The organism is Paraburkholderia sp. SIMBA_054, assembly GCF_046534875.1.
Lineage (GTDB): Bacteria > Pseudomonadota > Gammaproteobacteria > Burkholderiales > Burkholderiaceae > Paraburkholderia > Paraburkholderia hospita.
Genome location: NZ_JAWRXV010000002.1, coordinates 294,162 through 312,205, shown reverse-complemented (window position 1 = coordinate 312,205; position 18,044 = coordinate 294,162). Strand labels below are relative to the sequence as shown.

15 protein-coding genes are annotated in these 18,044 nt (G+C 63.0%); 12 read left to right on the top strand and 3 right to left on the bottom strand.

Annotated elements, in window-relative coordinates:
- Nucleotides 1-11 precede the first annotated feature (11 nt).
- A complete protein-coding gene (locus SB822_RS04220) occupies nt 12-734 on the bottom strand; it encodes a TetR/AcrR family transcriptional regulator (protein WP_079499925.1) in 723 nt (240 codons plus the stop codon).
- 366 nt (nt 735-1,100) lie between these two features.
- Between SB822_RS04220 and SB822_RS04215 the strand changes: the two genes are divergently transcribed.
- The 11 genes from SB822_RS04215 to SB822_RS04165 all read left to right on the top strand — a co-directional run bounded on the left by SB822_RS04215 (nt 1,101) and on the right by SB822_RS04165 (nt 14,366).
- Complete coding sequence (locus tag SB822_RS04215) at nt 1,101-2,378, top strand: Zn-dependent hydrolase (protein ID WP_090835421.1); 1,278 nt, start codon at nt 1,101-1,103, stop codon at nt 2,376-2,378.
- Nucleotides 2,379-2,485: 107 nt separating this feature from the next.
- Nucleotides 2,486-3,835 carry an NAD(P)-dependent oxidoreductase gene (locus tag SB822_RS04210; protein WP_410854153.1) on the top strand — a complete coding sequence of 450 codons (1,350 nt, stop codon included), beginning with the start codon at nt 2,486-2,488 and terminating at the stop codon, nt 3,833-3,835.
- A gap of 77 nt (nt 3,836-3,912) precedes the next feature.
- Nucleotides 3,913-5,226 (top strand): NAD-dependent dihydropyrimidine dehydrogenase subunit PreA, encoded by a 1,314-nt coding sequence (preA, locus tag SB822_RS04205; RefSeq protein WP_007585505.1) that lies wholly within the window; start codon nt 3,913-3,915, stop codon nt 5,224-5,226.
- A gap of 39 nt (nt 5,227-5,265) precedes the next feature.
- A complete protein-coding gene (locus SB822_RS04200) occupies nt 5,266-6,765 on the top strand; it encodes an NCS1 family nucleobase:cation symporter-1 (protein WP_090835425.1) in 1,500 nt (499 codons plus the stop codon).
- A 38-nt stretch (nt 6,766-6,803) separates the two neighbouring features.
- Nucleotides 6,804-8,255 (top strand): dihydropyrimidinase, encoded by a 1,452-nt coding sequence (gene hydA, locus SB822_RS04195; RefSeq protein ID WP_079499921.1) that lies wholly within the window; start codon nt 6,804-6,806, stop codon nt 8,253-8,255.
- Nucleotides 8,256-8,602: 347 nt separating this feature from the next.
- Nucleotides 8,603-9,385 (top strand): amino acid ABC transporter substrate-binding protein, encoded by a 783-nt coding sequence (locus SB822_RS04190; protein WP_090835428.1) that lies wholly within the window; start codon nt 8,603-8,605, stop codon nt 9,383-9,385.
- A gap of 21 nt (nt 9,386-9,406) precedes the next feature.
- Nucleotides 9,407-10,084: an amino acid ABC transporter permease gene (locus SB822_RS04185; protein WP_007585514.1), complete on the top strand. Its 678-nt coding sequence runs from the start codon at nt 9,407-9,409 to the stop codon at nt 10,082-10,084.
- Nucleotides 10,085-10,087: 3 nt separating this feature from the next.
- Nucleotides 10,088-10,855: an amino acid ABC transporter ATP-binding protein gene (locus tag SB822_RS04180; protein WP_090835430.1), complete on the top strand. Its 768-nt coding sequence runs from the start codon at nt 10,088-10,090 to the stop codon at nt 10,853-10,855.
- 126 nt (nt 10,856-10,981) lie between these two features.
- Complete coding sequence (locus SB822_RS04175; RefSeq protein WP_079499919.1) at nt 10,982-11,431, top strand: hypothetical protein; 450 nt, start codon at nt 10,982-10,984, stop codon at nt 11,429-11,431.
- Nucleotides 11,432-11,528: 97 nt separating this feature from the next.
- Nucleotides 11,529-11,759: a hypothetical protein gene (locus SB822_RS04170; protein ID WP_007585520.1), complete on the top strand. Its 231-nt coding sequence runs from the start codon at nt 11,529-11,531 to the stop codon at nt 11,757-11,759.
- A gap of 501 nt (nt 11,760-12,260) precedes the next feature.
- Nucleotides 12,261-14,366, top strand: coding sequence for a YadA family autotransporter adhesin (locus SB822_RS04165; RefSeq protein WP_090835432.1), 2,106 nt, complete (start codon nt 12,261-12,263; stop codon nt 14,364-14,366).
- Nucleotides 14,367-14,457: 91 nt separating this feature from the next.
- Here SB822_RS04165 and SB822_RS04160 read toward each other — a convergent pair whose 3' ends face one another.
- Nucleotides 14,458-15,771, bottom strand: a complete 1,314-nt coding sequence (locus tag SB822_RS04160) for a DUF3443 domain-containing protein (protein WP_090835434.1) — start codon at nt 15,769-15,771, stop codon at nt 14,458-14,460.
- An 11-nt stretch (nt 15,772-15,782) separates the two neighbouring features.
- Entirely contained in the window at nt 15,783-16,262 is a 480-nt protein-coding gene (locus SB822_RS04155) for a DUF2844 domain-containing protein (protein ID WP_090835436.1), read from the bottom strand.
- Nucleotides 16,263-16,752: 490 nt separating this feature from the next.
- On the opposite strand from SB822_RS04155, the gene bamC reads away from it, so the two are divergent.
- Nucleotides 16,753-17,982, top strand: coding sequence for an outer membrane protein assembly factor BamC (gene bamC / locus SB822_RS04150; RefSeq protein WP_086910109.1), 1,230 nt, complete (start codon nt 16,753-16,755; stop codon nt 17,980-17,982).
- Nucleotides 17,983-18,044 lie beyond the last annotated feature (62 nt).

The following is an 18,044-nucleotide window of genomic DNA, read 5'->3' as shown; positions in this document are numbered from 1 at the left end:
GCGCGCGGGCGTCAGGTCTTCGCCGATGGAGACTGCGCCCCGCACGCGCGAATCACGAGTTGCACGACCTGCTCCGTGGTTGCATCGAAGGCCTTTTGCGAGAACGCGCGCTTGCCGCCCAGCGCGCGTATCTGCGCGTCGAAATCCGCGTAGTGCTGCGTCGTGGCCCAGATCATGTACATCAGCGTTTGCGCATCGACATTCGCGAGCAGGCCGCGCGCGATCCAGTCGTCGATGACAGTCACGCGCGTATCGAGCCACGGCTTCACGCGCTGCTCGAGAATGTCGAGCATGTGGTCCGCGCCGTGAATGATCTCGTTCGCCCACACCTTCGAGCCGAGCGGCCGCCGCCGCGACAACTCCATCTTCGCGCGCACATAGCCGCCGATGGCTTCGACGGGATCGTCGCTGCCTTCGAACGTATTCGCCGCCCGATGCCAGTCTTCGAACAGGTCTTCGAGCACGCGCCGGTAGAGCGCGAGCTTGGTCGGGAAGTAGTAGTGGACGTTGGCTTTCGGTAAGCCCGCACGCTCCGCGATCATCGCCGTGCTCGCCCCTTCGAAGCCGCGCTCCGCAAAAACGGCTTCCGCACACGCCAGAAGATGCGTTTCATTGCTCTCACGAATGTGAGCCTTGCGCCGCCGCAAAGGTGCAGGCGCTTCGTCGTTGCCGGTCTCGCTCACTGTCGTGTCGTCGTGTCTCATCGTTAGCCTTTGTGCCGCGTCGCGCTTCATTCTAGCCGCTCGTGTCGGGATCGACATCAACGTATGCACCGTTTCATTGCGCACGCAGAAAGTCATGCTGCGTTGCAATGGCATGGTTCTCGCTCTCGTGTTCTTCTGTTCCTGTCCGCACGAAAGACATTGATTTGATGTTTTTAATCGGCTACAACCTGTCCAATCGGACAGGATTCGCAGAGCGGCCGGTGGCCAGGGTTTACCGCTAAAACGAAGGCTTGGGAAACGTGCACGCCGACTGTGCAGCCATGCCCCAAAGCGAATTCGAACGCGCCGCCGATGCACCAGTTTCACTTCGTCGCGAGAGGACGCAAAGCCGCTCGCGGTTGAATTGCAAAGCGTGTTGATCCAGAGGAGCAACGAATGAATGCGGTATCCGAAGCGTTGAAACAAGGACTCGATACGTCGATCACCGTCAACGGCAAACGTCTGTGGGACAGCCTGATGACGATGGCGAAAATCGGCGCGACGCAAAAGGGCGGCGTCTGCCGCCTCGCGCTGACCGATCTCGACAAGGAGGGACGCGACCTCATCGTCAGCTGGGCGAAGGACGCGGGCTGCACGGTCAGCATCGATCAGATGGGCAACGTGTTCATGCGGCGCGCGGGCGTGAACCCGAATGCGCTGCCCGTGATGACGGGCTCGCACGCGGACTCGCAACCGACAGGCGGCCGCTTCGACGGTATTTACGGCGTCCTCGGCGGGCTTGAAGTGATTCGCAGCCTCAACGATCGCGGCATCGAAACCGAGCATCCGATCGAAGTCGTGATCTGGACCAACGAAGAGGGCTCGCGCTTTGCGCCCGCGATGGTGGCGTCCGGCGTGTTCGCAGGCGTTTTCACGCTCGACTATGGCTTGTCGCGCAAGGATGTTGACGGCAAGACGATCGGCGAGGAACTGACGCGCATCGGCTATGCGGGCGACGTGCCGTGCGGCGACCGCCCTCTGCATGCAGCGTTCGAATTGCACATCGAACAGGGGCCGATACTCGAAGCGGAAAACAAGACGATTGGCGTCGTCACCGATGCGCAAGGCCAACGCTGGTACGAAATCACACTGACAGGCCAGGAGGCGCACGCGGGCCCGACGCCGATGCCGCGCCGCAAGGATGCGTTGCTGGGCGCGGCGCGCGTGGTCGATCTCGTCAACCGTATCGGTCTCGATCACGCGCCGCTCGCGTGCGCGACGGTCGGCATGATGCAGGTCCATCCGAACTCGCGCAACGTGATTCCAGGTCGCGTGTTTTTCACCGTCGATTTCCGTCATCCCGACGATGCCGTGCTCGCGAAGATGGACGCCGCGCTACGCGAAGGCGTCGCGAAGATCGCGGGCGGCATCGGCCTCGAAACACAGCTCGAACAGATCTTTTACTACGAGCCCGTCAGGTTCGACCCGGCCTGCGTGAAGTCCGTGCGTGCCGCCGCCGAGCGTTTCGGCTATCCGCATCGCGACATGGTGTCGGGCGCGGGCCACGACGCGTGCTATCTGTCGCAGGTGGCGCCGACATCGATGGTGTTCGTGCCGTGCGTGGACGGCATCAGTCACAACGAAATCGAAGATGCGACGCCCGAATGGATCGAGGCGGGCGCAAACGTGTTGTTGCACGCGATGCTGGAGCGTGCATGCGAACCGGCATCGTAAGAGCCTGATCACGCTGTAACGCTGTACCCATAAAACACGCCGTCCCGGCTTCGTTCACGCGAAGCCGGCAGGTACGGCTACGTCCTCACTTTGACGAAGGAACGCGTATGGCCATCAAGCAAACGGGCGACATCGCGGCGCAGCGCTTGTCGTCCCAACAGCTTTCTTGCGAATTCGCCGACATTGCGCCGCTGCTCGATCCCACGGCAGCCGCCGCGGCCGCGAGCCGTTGTCACTACTGCTACGACGCGCCGTGTGTGCAGGCGTGTCCCACGCAAATCGATATCCCGAGCTTTATCCGCAAGATCGGCAACGGCAATCTGAAGGGCGCCGCGACCGATATTCTTTCGGCGAATCCATTGGGCGGCATGTGCTCGCGCGTGTGTCCAACCGAGATCCTCTGCGAAGGCGCATGCGTGCGCAATCACCAGGATGCGAAGCCCGTCGCAATCGGCGCATTGCAGCGTCATGCAACCGATTGGGCGATGGCGCGCGATGCCGTGAAATTCACGCGCGCGCCGGATAGCGGGCGGCATGTGGCCGTCGTCGGCGCAGGCCCGGCGGGTCTTGCATGCGCGCATCGTCTTGCCGTGGCGGGTCATAGCGTGACGATCTATGACGCGCATGACAAGGGCGGTGGCCTCGACGAATACGGCATCGCCGCATATAAAACGGTCGATGACTTCGCGCAGCGTGAAGTGCAATGGCTGTTGTCGGTAGGCGGCATCGAATTGAAGACGGGCATGAAGCTGGGACATGACGTATCGCTCGATTCGCTGCGTCAACAACACGACGCCGTGTTTCTCTCGATCGGTCTCGCAGGCGTGCGCGCGCTCGCGCTTGAAGGCGAAGCACTGAACGGCGTGATGAATGCCGTCGATTTCATCGAGCAGGTACGTCAGGCGAGCGATCTCGCGACGGTGCCGGTTGGCCGCCGTGTGATTGTGATCGGCGGCGGCAATACGGCCGTCGATGCTGCCGTGCAAAGCCGCAAGCTCGGCGCGACGAGCGTGACGATGGTGTACCGGCGCGGCGTCGAGTCGATGAGCGCGACGTGGGCCGAGCGCGATTTCGCGCAGACGCAGAACGTGACGCTCATCACGCATGCGAAGCCCGTGCGATTGATCGGCGGCGACGGCGTGGTGACGGGCGTCGAATTCGAACGTACTGCGAGCGACGGCAGCGCCGAGCGCTTCACGCTCGAAGCCGACATGGTGCTCAAGGCGATCGGCCAGACGCTCGTGAGCGTCGGCCTCGACCACGAACTGTTGACGCTCGATCAAAGCCGCATCGCAGTCGACGCCGATCTGCGCACGTCGCTAGACAAAGTCTGGGCAGGCGGCGATTGCGCGGCATCGGGCGGCGTCGATCTGACCGTGCAGGCGGTGCAGGACGGCAAGCTCGCGGCGGCATCGATCGACGCTGCATTCGCGCTCGCCGCTGTCAAGGCTGCCTGAAGGTCTAAAGGCCTGAAGCGAACACGCGAGCACGCATCACGCGAAAACGATAAAACCGAATCCCCACGGAGCCGAACATGGCTGATCTTCGCTGCACAATTGCCGGCATCACTTCGCCGAATCCTTTCTGGCTCGCGTCCGCGCCTCCAACGGACAAAGCCTATAACGTGAACCGCGCGTTCGAAGCGGGCTGGGGCGGCGTCGTATGGAAGACGCTCGGGCTCGACCCGCACGTGGTCAACGTCAGCTCGCGTTACGGCGCGGTGCAATGGAACGGCCAGCGCATGGCGGGCCTGAATAACATCGAGCTGATCACCGACCGGCCGCTCGAGGTCAATCTGCGCGAAATCAAAGAGGTCAAGCGTGACTGGCCCGACCGCGCGATGATCGTCTCGCTGATGGTGCCGTGCAACGAGCGCGACTGGAAATGGATTCTCCCGCTCGTCGAAGACACGGGCGCCGATGCCGTCGAACTCAACTTCGGCTGTCCGCACGGAATGAGCGAGCGCGGCATGGGTTCCGCTGTCGGCCAGGTGCCCGAGTACATCGAGATGGTCACGCGCTGGGTGAAGGAAGGCACGAAACTGCCGTGCCTCGTGAAGCTCACGCCGAACATCAGCGACATCCGTATGGGCTCGCGCGCGGCCTACAAAGGCGGCGCGGATGGCGTGTCGCTGATCAACACGATCAACTCGATCGTCGCCGTCGATCTCGACCAGATGGCGCCGATGCCGACGGTCGACGGCAAGGGCACGCACGGCGGCTACTGCGGCCCGGCCGTGAAGCCGATCGCGTTGAACATGGTCGCTGAAATCGCGCGCGATTCAGAGACCCCGGGCCTGCCGATCTCCGGCATCGGCGGTATTTCTACGTGGCGCGACGCGGCCGAGTTCATGGTGCTCGGCGCTGGCAGCGTGCAGGTGTGTACGGCCGCCATGCACTACGGCTTTCGCATCGTCTCCGATCTCGCGGACGGCCTGTCGAACTGGATGGACGAAAAAGGCTACGCGACGCTCGACGACATTCGCGGCCGTGCGGTGCCGAACGTCACGGACTGGAAGTATCTGAACATGAAGTACGACATCAAGGCCCGCATCGATCAGGACAAGTGCATCCAGTGCGGCCTCTGTCACATCGCTTGCGAAGACACATCGCATCAGGCGATCACGCGTGAGAAGGACGGCAAGCGTCATTTCGAAGTGGTCGATGCGGAGTGCGTCGGGTGCAATCTTTGCATGCATGTGTGTCCCGTCGAGCAATGCATCACGATGGAGCGCGTTGATAGCGGCGAGTACGCGAACTGGACCACGCATCCGAACAATCCGGCGCGAGTCGTTGCGGACGCAGCTGACACAACGCACGCACAGGAACACGCGGTAAAAGCGGCCTGAACTTCAACAATCAACGAGCGATCAAGTGGAGATCCATCGATGAAGCAGACAGCGCAATCCGCCGATACGACTCACGCCGGCAGCAGTCTATACAACGAAGACCTCGCGCCGACGGGCCCCGCGCAGCGCACGTGGAGGTGGTATCACTTCGCCGCGCTTTGGGTCGGCATGGTGATGAACATCGCGTCGTACATGCTCGCGGCCGGTTTGACAGAAGAGGGCATGTCGCCGTGGCAGGCTGTGCTGACGGTATTGCTCGGCAACCTGATCGTACTGGTGCCGATGCTGCTGATCGGGCATGCGGGCGCGAAGCACGGCATTCCGTACGCGGTGCTGGTGAGATCGTCGTTCGGCACGCAGGGCGCGAAACTGCCCGCGATGCTGCGGGCGATCGTCGCGTGTGGCTGGTACGGCATCCAGACGTGGCTCGGCGGCAGCGCGATCTATACGCTGCTCAACATCCTGACGGGCAACGCGCTGCACGGCGCGGCGCTGCCGTTTCTCGACATTTCGATCGCGCAGCTCGCGTGCTTTCTCGCGTTCTGGGCCCTGCAGATCTACTTCATCGTGCATGGCACCGATTCGATCCGCTGGCTGGAAAGCTGGTCGGCGCCCATCAAGGTCGTGATGTGCATCGCACTGGTGTGGTGGGCGACGTCGAAAGCGGGCGGCGTCGGCTCGATGCTGTCGGCCCCTTCGCAATTCGCGCCGGGCGGCAAGAAAGAAGGGCTTTTCTGGCTCACGTTCTGGCCGAGTCTCACGGCGATGGTCGGTTTCTGGGCGACGCTTGCGCTCAACATTCCCGACTTCACGCGCTTTGCGAAGACGCAGCGCGACCAGATCGTCGGCCAGTCGATTGGGCTGCCCGTGCCGATGGCGTTGCTGTCTGTGATCTCGGTTGTCGTCACGTCGGCGACGGTCGTGATCTACGGCAAGGCGATCTGGGACCCTATCGATCTGACCAGCCGCATGACGGGCATCGGCGTCGGCGTCGCGCTCATCATCCTCACGCTCGATACGATGTGCTGCAATCTCGCGGCGAACCTGGTCGGCCCCGCGTATGACTTTTCGAGCCTGTGGCCCAAGGGTATTTCGTATCGCGCGGGCGGGATGATTACCGCGACTATCGCCATCGTGATGATGCCGTGGAAGATTCTCGCGACCACGCAGGGCTACATCTTCACGTGGCTCGTTGGTTATTCGGCATTGCTCGGGCCTGTTGCGGGCATTCTGATGGTCGATTACTTCTTCATTCGCGGCACGCGGCTCGACCAGCGCGAACTGTTCGACGAGAACGGCGAATACAGCTACACGGGCGGATGGAACATCGCCGCTGTCGTGGCGCTGGTGATTGGCGTGCTGCCGAATCTGCCGGGCTTTCTGCATACCGCGTTTCCCGCATCGTTTCCGAATGTGCCCGCGTTCTTCAATACGCTTTACACGTATGCATGGTTCGTGGGACTGGCGCTCGCATCCATCGTGTACGGCACGTGGATGAAGATGCGCCGCAGTCCTGGCGCGAGCATGGCGAGCGCGTGAGAAGCGCGGTTCTGATGAATTAATAGAGGAGGCACCCGATGACAACCCTGATTCGCGGCGGCACGGTAATCGATTCGGACCGCACGCACAGAGCCGACGTGCTGATCGCAGATCCGCAGGACGGCGGCACGATCCTGCAGATCGAACGCACGATCGATCCGCCCGCGGGCGCGAACATCGTCGATGCGCACGATCAGTACGTGATGCCGGGCGGCATCGATCCGCACACGCACATGGAATTGCCGTTCATGGGCACGACGGCCAGCGACGACTTTTATACGGGCACGGCGGCGGGCTTGTCGGGCGGCACGACGAGCATCATCGACTTCGTGATTCCCAGCCCGAAGCAGCCGCTGATGGATGCGTTCAAGGAATGGCGCGGCTGGGCCGAGAAAGCATCGTCAGATTACGGCTTTCATGTGGCCGTGACATGGTGGGACGACTCCGTGTATCGCGACATGGGCACGCTGGTGCACGAGCATGGCGTGTCGAGCTTCAAGCACTTCATGGCCTACAAGAACGCGATCATGGCCGACGATGAAGTCCTCGTGAACAGCTTCTCGCGTTCGCTCGAACTCGGCGCGCTGCCGACCGTGCACGCGGAGAACGGCGAGCTTGTATTCCAGTTGCAGAAACAGTTGCTCGCGAAGGGCTTCAAGGGACCGGAGGCGCATCCGTTGTCGCGTCCGCCCGAAGTGGAAGGGGAGGCTGCGAATCGCGCGATCCGCATTGCGCAGGTGTTGGGCGTGCCGGTGTACATCGTGCACGTCTCGTCGAAAGAAGCGGTCGAAGCGATTTCTCGCGCACGCAACGAAGGGCAACGCGTGTTCGGCGAAGTGCTGCCGGGGCATCTGGTGATCGACGAATCGGTGTATCGCGATCCCGACTGGACGCGCGCCGCCGCGCACGTGATGAGCCCGCCGTTCCGCACGAGCGAGCATCGCGAGGCGTTATGGCGCGGGCTGCAATCGGGCCAGTTGCACACGACGGCCACCGACCACTGCGTATTCTGCGCGTCGCAGAAGGCGATGGGCCGCGAGGACTTCACGAAGATTCCGAACGGCTGCGGCGGTGTCGAAGACCGGATGTCGGTGTTGTGGCATGAGGGTGTGAACAAAGGGCGCATCACGCCAAACGAGTTCGTGCGCATCACGTCGGCGAACGCCGCGCAGATTTTCAACCTGTATCCGCGTAAGGGCGCGGTGCAGGTCGGCGCGGACGCGGATCTCGTCGTCTGGGACCCGACCGCGACGAAGACGATCTCGGTGAAGACGCATCATCAGAAGGTCGACTTCAACGTGTTCGAAGGGATGACGGTGCAGGGCGTCGCGATGCACACGTTCACGCGCGGCGCGCATGCATGGGCCGACGGCGATCTGCGCGCGCAACGCGGCGCGGGGCAGTATCTTAAACGTCCGCCGAACGCCGCCTACTACGACGCCGTGCGGGTCGCGAACAAGCTGAAGGAGCCGCATCCCGTCGAGCGCTAACGGCTTGCCGCACCCGTTTCGTCGCGGTGCAGCACGCGCGGCCGCCCCGCATTTTTGCAGCGGGAGCGGCCATTTTCGTTTTCGGGTATGCTTTCGCGCCTCGCTGCAGGCGACATGCTGGCATTAGCAAGGCCCCAAAGTCTGCAGGGGTTTGGCCTGCCACCCTATACTTGCGCATTGCTCAACCCCAAGAAATCAGTCCGGTTTATTCCGTCTCGGCATATGAATAAGCCTTCAAATGCGTTGTGGAAATAAGGACCGTTTGCTACAGTCCGCCCACGCTGCCGGACGGGTGTTCCTGCAGACAACACGCAAAACCGGACAAAACGAACCTCGGAGCACACTCTATGAAGTCGATTCGATCCCTTCTGCTGATCGGCCTGTTGCAAGTCGCAACGGCGACGGCCGCATTCGCCGCTGACGACCTCGCGAAGATCAAGTCCGCCGGCGCCTTCAAGGTAGGCACGGAAGGCACCTATGCGCCGTTCACGTACCACGACTCGTCGAACCAGCTGACGGGGTTCGACGTCGATATTGCCCGCGCGATCGCGGCCAAGCTGGGTGTGAAGGCAGAGTTCATCGAAGGCAAGTGGGACGGCCTGATCGCCGGTCTCGACGCGAACCGCTACGACGCGGTGATCAACGAAGTGGCCGTGACCGACGCGCGCAAGCAGAAGTACGACTTCTCGGACCCGTACATCGTGTCGCACGCCGCGCTGATCGTGGCCTCGAACAACACCACGATCAAGAACTTCGACGACCTGAAGGGCAAGAAGTCGGCCAACACGCTGACCAGCAACTTCGGCAAGATCGCTGCCGCGCACGGCGCGGAAGTGATCCCCGTGCAGGGCTTCAACGAATCGATCGATCTGCTGACGTCGGGCCGCGTCGACGCGACCGTCAACGACTCGCTGTCGTTCCTCGACTTCAAGAAGCACAAGCCGGATGCGAAGGTGAAGATCGCCGCCATCGATACCTCCTCGGACAGCTCGGACCACTCGGCCGTCCTGATCCGCAAGGGCAATCCTGAACTGCAGGCCGCCATCAACAAGGCGCTGGCAGAGATCAAGGCGGACGGCACGTACGCGAAGATCTCCGAAAAGTACTTCGGCAAAGACGTTTCCAAGTAAGCGACAAGGCGAGTCTGAATCATGCCTGCATGGTTGCACCTGATGGGTGAATCGCTGTGGCCGCTGCTGTATGCCGGCCTCGTGTTCACCGTGCCGTTGACGCTCGTGTCGTTTGCGATCGGGATCGCGCTCGCGTTCATCGTGGCGCTGGTCCGGCTGTTCGGGCCGGGCTGGTCGGTAGCGATCGTGCGCTTCTATGTGTGGCTGTTTCGTGGCTCGCCGCTGCTGGTCCAGCTGTTCGTCATCTTCTATGGCTTGCCGAATGTCGGGATCGTGCTCGATCCGCTGACGGCAGCCATCATCGGCTTCTCGCTGAACGTCGGCGCGTATAACTCGGAAGTGATACGCGGCGTGATCGAGTCGATCCCGAAAGGGCAGTGGGAAGCCGCGTACTCGATGGGCATGACGCGCGGCCAGGCGCTGCGCCGCGCGATCCTGCCGCAGGCGGCGCGCGTGGCGCTGCCGCCGCTGTCGAACTCGTTTATCGCGCTCGTGAAGGACACGTCGCTGGCCGCCGTGCTGACCGTGCCGGAAATTTTCCAGGCCGCGCAGCGTATTGCGTCGGTGACTTACGAGCCGCTGATCCTCTATACGGAAGCCGCGCTGATCTATCTGGTGTTCAGCTCGGTGCTGTCGTCCGCGCAGGTGCGCCTCGAACGCCGCTTCGGCCGTCACGCGCTTTTCACGTCGGGTAACTGAACGATGATCCGCCTCGAAAAAATCGAAAAGTATTTCGGCGATCATCGCGTGCTGAACAGCGTCGATCTCGCGCTCGCGCAAGGTAACGTGACGGCGCTGATCGGGCCGTCGGGCAGCGGCAAAAGTACGCTGCTGCGCTGCGTGAACCTGCTCGAAATTCCCGAAGCCGGCTCGCTCGAACTCGGCGACCAGCGCATTCAGTTCAGCCGCACGGAGAAGCCGTCGAAGGAAGCGGTGCTCGCGATGCGCCGCCGTACGGGTATGGTGTTCCAGAACTTCCAGCTGTTCCCGCATCGCACGGTGATCGAGAACGTGATGGAAGGGCTCCTCACCGTGCAGAAGTGGGACCGCGAACGCGCGCGGGTGCGCTCGCTCGAATTGCTGGAGAAGGTCGGCATCGCGCACAAGGCCGATGCATGGCCTGTCACGCTGTCGGGCGGTCAGCAGCAGCGCGTCGCGATTGCGCGGGCGCTTGCGCCTTCGCCGGAAGTGCTGCTGTGCGACGAGCCGACCTCCGCGCTCGATCCGGGCCTCGCCGCCGAAGTGGTCGAAGTGCTGCGCCAGCTCGCGAAGGAAGGCATGACGATGCTGATGGCGACGCACGACCTGCGGCTCGCGGCATCGATTGCGCGCAATGTCGTGTTTCTGAGCAACGGCGCGATCGTCGAGCAGGGCCGTTCGCGCGACATCTTCACGCGCCCGGCGCAGCCGGAAACCGCGAACTTCGTGTCGACGCTCACGCAAAGCCTGCCGGATAGCTGGGAAGACTGAACGCTGTCTGTCGTGCATCGTTGCAAGGGCGCCTCAGGCGCCCTTGTTTCTTTCTGGCGCCCGCGCTTCATGCTCGGGGCGGACAGCTACGCTACAATGGCCGTCGCCCCGAATGATGGAAGATCGATGAAGACCCGCACTCCTGTTATCGCCTGCTGCATGGTTGCCGCCGCTTTGTCCGCGGGCTGCGCGGCCGTGTACAAAAACACGAGCGCATGCGAGCAGACGATGCGGCAGTCGGCGAGCGAGCTTTCCGGCAGCGACACGCTGAAGGTTACGCACGCGGGTTCGGGCATTCATGGCAGCCGCGTGGTCGTCGAAGGCACGCTCGAGCATCCGCAGACGGCGTCGGAAGCCGCCGTCGCGAAGCCGCCCAACACCAATATCATCGAAGCCGGGTTGCTCGCGCCCCTCATGGCCGCGATCGCAAAGACCCAGCCGCCAACAACAGCGGTGGCCGCCGCAGCGGAGTGCACGTACGACGCGAACGGCCAGCAGAGCGCGTTCCGCTGGCTGGCGCCGGCACGCCTCGTGAAAGCCACATCGCCGGACGACGAAACGCACTCCGACGAGTGATACAGGCGGCGTTTGCGCCACACGTCGCCATGCTGCAACGCACGCACTCCTGTCATGCTAGGATTTCCGCGTGCAATGCAGATGTCAGGAGGGCAGCATGGACGGCTTCGTCAGACATCAGATTGAAGGCGCATCCGTCGATATCGACGTAGTGCCCGTCACGCCGCGCGGCTACTGCGCGCGCTTTCGCATCTTCCGCGACGCCGCCGACAAACCCGAATGGCATCAGGTCCATGTGTCGGGCAGCGTGTTCGACACCCCTGAAGAAGCCGAGGAAGCCGCACGTTCAATGGCGCTCGAACAGGTGCTGGCGGGCGGCGGCTCGTAGCGCGGCACGATTCCATTGCCATCAGGGCGCGTAGCCCGAATTCCTTCTCGCCGGTTTTCGTCCGGCCCGCTCGCGCGCTTTCGGCACGGGTTTTCCTTTGCTTATCGTCGGGTTCGCTTCGTGCGGCTTGCATGGCCGCTCGACGTGGGTCGCTCCGCTGATCGAAGAATTCCGACTTTGGGAGTTTTCTTGTATTGACGGATGAACCGTCTCCGTAGGATTTGCCTGTCGTAACCGACATCGAAGAAGTGACGGTACGTAGGAGGCATCCTTGCGGATGCGTAGGTGCAATCGTGTTTCGAATACTGTGACCATATTGGTTCGGTATGCGAAGTGAATGCGCCACGCCCCGCGCGTTGCTGCATTCTGGGGAGAGAGGTTGTAACCGTACCAAGGTTTTGGATGAGCAATTTGCAACGTGGAACAGGTGTTGGACGTGAGCCGGCTTCTTCGCCGAGTCGCCGCGCGAATGGGCGTTTCGCCCGTCGCGGGTATGCCGGCATGGCCGTCGCGATCAGTGTGGGCACGATGGCAGGGACGCCGCAGGCGGTGCGCGCTGCTTCCGTCACCGACTACATCGCGGTGAGCAACAACGTAATGACGGGCGCGCCCACCACGGCAGCGAACACCCTGAACACAATGGCCATCGGGCCGTCCGCGAATGCGTGGGGCGACAATGCGCTGGCCGTCGGAGCAGGGGCGGGCGCGGCGCGCACCGGATCGACTGCGATCGGCTCGCTGTCGGCTGCATTGGCTGTGAACTCGGCGGTGATCGGATATGGCGCGTCGACAGGCTTCAATGCGGACCGGGCGGTGTCGATCGGCTATATGGCGGCGGCGGACGGCAGTGATTCACTCGGGCTCGGTTCGTTTTCGATCGCGACGGGGCAGCGCTCGCTCGCCTTTGGCTTCAACGCCTTTACCGGTTCGAACGCGGCAGACAGTCTGGCGCTGGGATCGAACAGCCTTGTCCTCGTAGACGGCGCTGTCGCGTTGGGCGCGAACGCGAAGGCCGATCGGGCGAACACGGTGTCGGTGGGCAATGCGACGCTGCAACGCCAGATCGTCAACGTCGCAGCAGGCACGGCCAACACGGACGCGGTCAACGTCAGTCAGTTGCGGGACGCTGTGTCGTCAGGTTTGGCGGATGCCGTGACGTATGACTCGTCCGCGCATGACTCCGTCACGCTGGGCGGCGTGACAGCAAGTGCGCCCGTGCGGGTCGCCAACGTGGCCAACGGCGCAGTCGATGCTGCCAGCCACGACGCGATCAACGGTAGTCAACTGTATGGGCTGAGCGCAAGTGTCGCGTCGGCGTTAGGCGGCGGCGCGTCGGTGTCGCCCGATGGAACGGTCGTGGCGCCGACCTATCGCGTCGGCGGCAGCGTGTTTCGCAATGTTGGCGACGCACTCGGCAATCTCGATACCCGGGTCACGACCAACGCCAGCGCGATCAACGACCTCAACATCGCACTCGGCAACGTGATCAACAATGGCGTCGAACCGCACTACTTCCACGCCAGTTCGACACTTGCCGACTCGCTGGCAACAGGCGTGGAGTCGGTCGCGATCGGCGGCGGCGCGCAGGCGGCGTTTTCGAATTCGGTCGCGCTCGGTTCGAACGCGGTGGCTGATCGCGCCAATTCGGTGTCGGTGGGATCGGCGGGTAACGAGCGGCAGATCACGCATGTCGCCGCGGGTACGGCCGACACCGACGCAGTCAACGTCGCCCAGTTGAAGCAGGCGGGGCTGGTTGACGGCAATGGCCATATGGCGAGCGCGGTGGTCTATGACAACCCGGACGGCCAGGTCGATTACGCGAGCGTGACCCTCGGGCAAGGCGTGGCGGGCGGCACCGTCATTCACAATCTGGCCGATGGCGTGCTTGCTGGCGACGCCATCAACCTCAGTCAGTTGAACGACGCAATGAACCGGGTCATCAACGTGCAAACGGCGTCCACGCCATTCGTGAGCGCGAATGGAGACGCCACGACGGAAGCTGCGTCCGCGACAGGTACCCATGCTACGGCGGTAGGCGCAGCCGCGGTCGCGAATGGCGATCAGGCGACTGCGATCGGCGGCGGCGCGCAGTCCAATGCTGCCGCCGCGACGGCCGTAGGCGCACAGGCCGTCGTCAATGGCGCAAACGCTTCGGCGTTCGGCGCGGGTAGCCAGGCCACTGCCAGCGGTTCGGTTGCGCTCGGCGCGGGCTCGGTTGCGGATCGGGCGAATACCGTGTCGGTCGGTCAGGCGGGCAGCGAGCGGCAGATCGTCAATGTCGCGCCCGGCACGCATGGCACGGATGCCGTCAACCTGAACCAGTTGAATGCAGCTGTCGATCAGACTTACCAGTCGATCAACGATCTCGACCGAAGCACGCGAAAGGGCATTGCATCCGCTTCTGCCTTGCAGATCGTTACGCCCTATCTGCCCGGGCGCACGACGCTCAATGCCGGTGTCGCCGGCTATCGCGGCCAGGCGGCATTCGGGCTAGGCGTGTCGCGCTGGAACGAGAAGGGGACGATCAATCTCAATGCGGGCGTAGCGTCGTCGGGCAGCAACAGCACGATTGTGCGTGCGGGTATCGGCATCGTGCTCGGCAACTGACTGCGGTGAGCTGGCGCGGGTGTCCGTTCCTTCTGCACCCGTGCCAGACATCGCGTTACGACCGTTCATTAACCGCGCATGAGCGGCAGGTTCAAAACGCGTAAAACGGTCCCTTGCCGGCGGAAGTCAGGCGCGATTCGATCGCGGTGTAGACGCGCCTTCCGAAGAAGAACGGCAGCCCCCAGTCGAACGCGTTCGAGGGGCCGCCAAGGTTATTGAACGCATAGTTTTGGGTGGCGAACAGCGTTTGCGCGTTGGCAATCGAAAATGCCGGTGAAGCCAATGCACCGTTGGTGCCCGTCACCGTTGCCGTCAGCGATTGCGCCGACGCGGGGCACCACCAGAAACCACAACGCGCGAGCGTCGTGCTCGGGAAGAACAGGCCGTTCGAACCGCTGTCGAAAAAGCTTTGTGAATACGGTTGTCCGTTGAGGGAGGTCGTTACATAGCCACTCGTCGTGTTGGCCTTCAGCACAGTCGCGTTGCCGAGCGTGTTGTTGGCCTGCGTGCCGATGCCGAAGATCATCGATCCATTCAACGTCGCCGCGCCGTCCGGACCCACGGCGGGCAGGTCGAGTACGATGCCGTTGTTGTCGAGCGCAAACTGGCTGATGGGGTTGGCCACCTGTTGAGCAAGGGGCTGCCTGGTCGATGTGCACGAGCCCGCCGGGTCGCACGCGTAATACCAGCGAGGCAAGGCCGACGTGATACAGCCTCCGCCGCAATCGGCGGAAAACAGGCCGACGCCGAGAATGCCGTTCACGCGCAGCGCGCTGGGCGTCATCATTGGCAAGCCTGAAGCGGCGCAATCGGACGGCACCGTCGGGACGGAAGGATCGGCAATCACCTGGATCGCGATGCCGGGCGCGAGCTGGCTGGCCATGCGGACATCGGCGGAGCGTACGGCGCCCCAGGTAAAGCCCGTGCCGAATACGCTGCATTCCCCGTTGAGCGTGTTTGCCGTGCCCGCAGGCGGTGTGGCGGGCACGGCGGGCAGCTCGAGGCTCGCCGGCAATTGTGAGGCGAGCACGCGCAGGCCCTGCGAACCCGTATCGACCTGCACGTTGTCGATCGTCACGCAATTCGACGTGCCCGGCACGCATACCGTCACGCTCGTCGTGAGCATGTTGCGGGTCTGCGTGGGCGTCGACGTAACGACCACCGGATGAACGTTTGGGGTCGTCGATTGCGGCACTGTCGCGACGGGTGCGGTTGCGGGCGCGCTGGCCGATGGTGTGCTGCTGGCCGTTGCGCCAGGCGAAGCGGGTGTTGACTGGGGCGAATTGCCGGCGGCGTTCGTCGTGCTGGAACCGCCGCCACCGCATCCCGCTAATGTGACCAGTGTGGCGAGCGTAACGATCGTGGCCTGCGCAAAGCGAACTGCACCCATCAGTACCTTGTTCATGGGAAATCCCGTCAACGCAGATCGGCGAGCGAAACGTCGGCTGGAAGGGCAGCCGGAAGCCACGCCCGACCGACATAACTGCGCATCTGTCCACCCGATTCAACGATGACGTCCGGTTGCTCGACGCGGGATGCATGAAGATGTCCCGTCGCGTCGAACACTTCCGCTGCCTTCGCGCGATACCGCTCCGCATACGGGCCCAGCATTCGCGTGAGGTCCGGCATGGTCGGGCCTTGCCACGCGTAGGCGAAGATCAAACCGTCGCCAGTTGCGTACTCGTTGATGGTCGTGCCACCTGCATCGACGGTCGAACGCACCCGCACCGCGCTGCCCGGCAATACGCGCTGTGTCGGGTTGCCGGTGACCTGGGACGCGGGCATCGTGCCGCCGAGCTGGGCGCGCGCGTCGCCGGCAGCGAGTGTGTTCGCGCACAGCGCGAACACGACGGATGTAGCGATGGCGGTCGCCGGATGAGTACGGATGAATGACATGTGGCAACTCCCTCGGGCCCGTCGGGCTTGTTTTTGAGATCGTTAATTCAAGATAGCACCGGGGTTTTGAGATGAGATTTGCGACCGCAGAAACGTCACGTGCGTCTCTCAAAATGCGACACCCCGACCACGCACATTTAGTTCATGGAAATCAATGACATAGAGCAAGGCGATTGATCGTTTCCGCCGCCCAAAACACTGTGTCGGAATGTTAAATATCGAGCCGAAAACCGGTCCAAAATGCAGACTTCCCGGTTCATTGTGAGATGATGCGTGCGGTTTTTTTGCGGCGCGGGGGCGGCCGACGCGGAAGTTCGCAATTCGAACACCCGACACAGCAAGCGGACGGGTCAATCAGGCCTCGATTGAAAGCAAAATGACGCGCGGTAAGCCGCGCTTTTTGCACTTCGTGTCGCCGGGCCGGTAAAATGATGGGTTAGTCCACGGACTTGCCGTGGCTTCCGTGGCTTATAGGAAGGATTCCTGGAACATGACTGAACTTCGTCTTACCAAGCGGTTTGCAGCATTGCTGATGGCAGGCGGTCTGGTCGCCGGCTGCGGCACGTCGTCGCCGAACAAGATCGACTACAAGAGCGACTCGAAATCGAAGGAAGTGTCACTCGCTGTTCCGCCGAACATGCTCGAGGAAACCGCAGACCAGCGTTCGCTGCCGCCGCAAAGCGGTCAGACGTCGCTGTCCACGTTGCAGCAGGTGCAAAGCGATGCGCCGACCGCGGCAGTTGTCGCACCCGCCGTCAGCGGCATGCATATCCAGCGCGACGGCACGGAAAGCTGGCTCGTGCTCGACAATCAGGGCCCGGACAAGGCGTGGCCGCAAATCCGCCGTTTCTGGCAGGAACAGGGCTTTCTGCTCGTCGTTGACCAGCGCGACAAGGGCGTGATGGAGACGGACTGGAACGAAACGCATCCGTCCATCAACGACGGCCTGATCCGCAGCACGCTGTCGAAGGCGATGGGCAACTCGTACGTGACGGCCGAGCGCAACAAGTACCGCACGCGTCTGGAAGCGGCGCCGAACGGCGGCACCTATGTGTTCATCAGCCAGAAGGGCCTGCGCGAAGCGCTCAGCGGCGTGAACAACGACACGAGCAAGTGGGAACCGAAGCCGAATGATCCCGGGCTCGAAACCGAATACCTGAAGCGCCTGATGGCGACGCTCGCCAAGAACGACACGGGCACGCGTACGGCCAGCGCGACGGCACCCGCAGATGCCTCGCCCGCCGGCTCGCAAACGCCGCCGAACGCAGCGACAAGCGGCGCGAAGTCGGCAGCGGCCGCAACGGCTGCACAGAATGTCGCGCTGGCTGCGCAGCCGTCGACGCCGGATGTCAGGTCGGAGGATACGTCGGCGCAGCTCTCGTCGACGGAACTGACGCTGGGCGAGCCGTATGACCGCGCGTGGCTGCGCGTCGGTCTCGCACTCGACCGCAGCAATTTCACCGTCGACGACCGCGATCTCACGCGCGGCATCTACTTTGTCCGCTATGTCGATCCGAAGGACATGACGTCGGCTGAGCAGGGCTTCTGGAACCAGGTGTTCCACGGCCGCAAGGAAAAGGTCGCCAAGCAGTATCGCGTGAACGTGCGCGCCGTGACGCCGAACCAGACGCGTGTTGCCGTCGTCGACGACAAGGGCGACGTCGATTCGTCGCCGCAAGCGAAGCAGATCATGTCGCTGATGGTTGATCAGTTGCATTGACGCCAAAGGCCGCGCTTCAGGCGGCCAAAGACAAAAAAACCCGCGTGACGGACGTCGTCACG

Bases quoted from the DNA above. Each gene is read 5' to 3' on its own strand.
- SB822_RS04165 (WP_090835432.1), top strand. From the start codon at position 12,261: ATGGCCGTCGCGATCAGTGTGGGCACGATGGCAGGGACGCCGCAGGCG.
- bamC (WP_086910109.1), top strand. From the start codon at position 16,753: ATGACTGAACTTCGTCTTACCAAGCGGTTTGCAGCATTGCTGATGGCA.
- SB822_RS04185 (WP_007585514.1), top strand. From the start codon at position 9,407: ATGCCTGCATGGTTGCACCTGATGGGTGAATCGCTGTGGCCGCTGCTG.
- preA (WP_007585505.1), top strand. From the start codon at position 3,913: ATGGCTGATCTTCGCTGCACAATTGCCGGCATCACTTCGCCGAATCCT.
- SB822_RS04215 (WP_090835421.1), top strand. From the start codon at position 1,101: ATGAATGCGGTATCCGAAGCGTTGAAACAAGGACTCGATACGTCGATC.
- SB822_RS04200 (WP_090835425.1), top strand. From the start codon at position 5,266: ATGAAGCAGACAGCGCAATCCGCCGATACGACTCACGCCGGCAGCAGT.
- hydA (WP_079499921.1), top strand. From the start codon at position 6,804: ATGACAACCCTGATTCGCGGCGGCACGGTAATCGATTCGGACCGCACG.
- SB822_RS04155 (WP_090835436.1), bottom strand. From the start codon at position 16,262: ATGTCATTCATCCGTACTCATCCGGCGACCGCCATCGCTACATCCGTC.
- SB822_RS04210 (WP_410854153.1), top strand. From the start codon at position 2,486: ATGGCCATCAAGCAAACGGGCGACATCGCGGCGCAGCGCTTGTCGTCC.
- SB822_RS04175 (WP_079499919.1), top strand. From the start codon at position 10,982: ATGAAGACCCGCACTCCTGTTATCGCCTGCTGCATGGTTGCCGCCGCT.
- SB822_RS04160 (WP_090835434.1), bottom strand. From the start codon at position 15,771: ATGAACAAGGTACTGATGGGTGCAGTTCGCTTTGCGCAGGCCACGATC.
- SB822_RS04190 (WP_090835428.1), top strand. From the start codon at position 8,603: ATGAAGTCGATTCGATCCCTTCTGCTGATCGGCCTGTTGCAAGTCGCA.
- SB822_RS04170 (WP_007585520.1), top strand. From the start codon at position 11,529: ATGGACGGCTTCGTCAGACATCAGATTGAAGGCGCATCCGTCGATATC.
- SB822_RS04220 (WP_079499925.1), bottom strand. From the start codon at position 734: ATGAAGCGCGACGCGGCACAAAGGCTAACGATGAGACACGACGACACG.
- SB822_RS04180 (WP_090835430.1), top strand. From the start codon at position 10,088: ATGATCCGCCTCGAAAAAATCGAAAAGTATTTCGGCGATCATCGCGTG.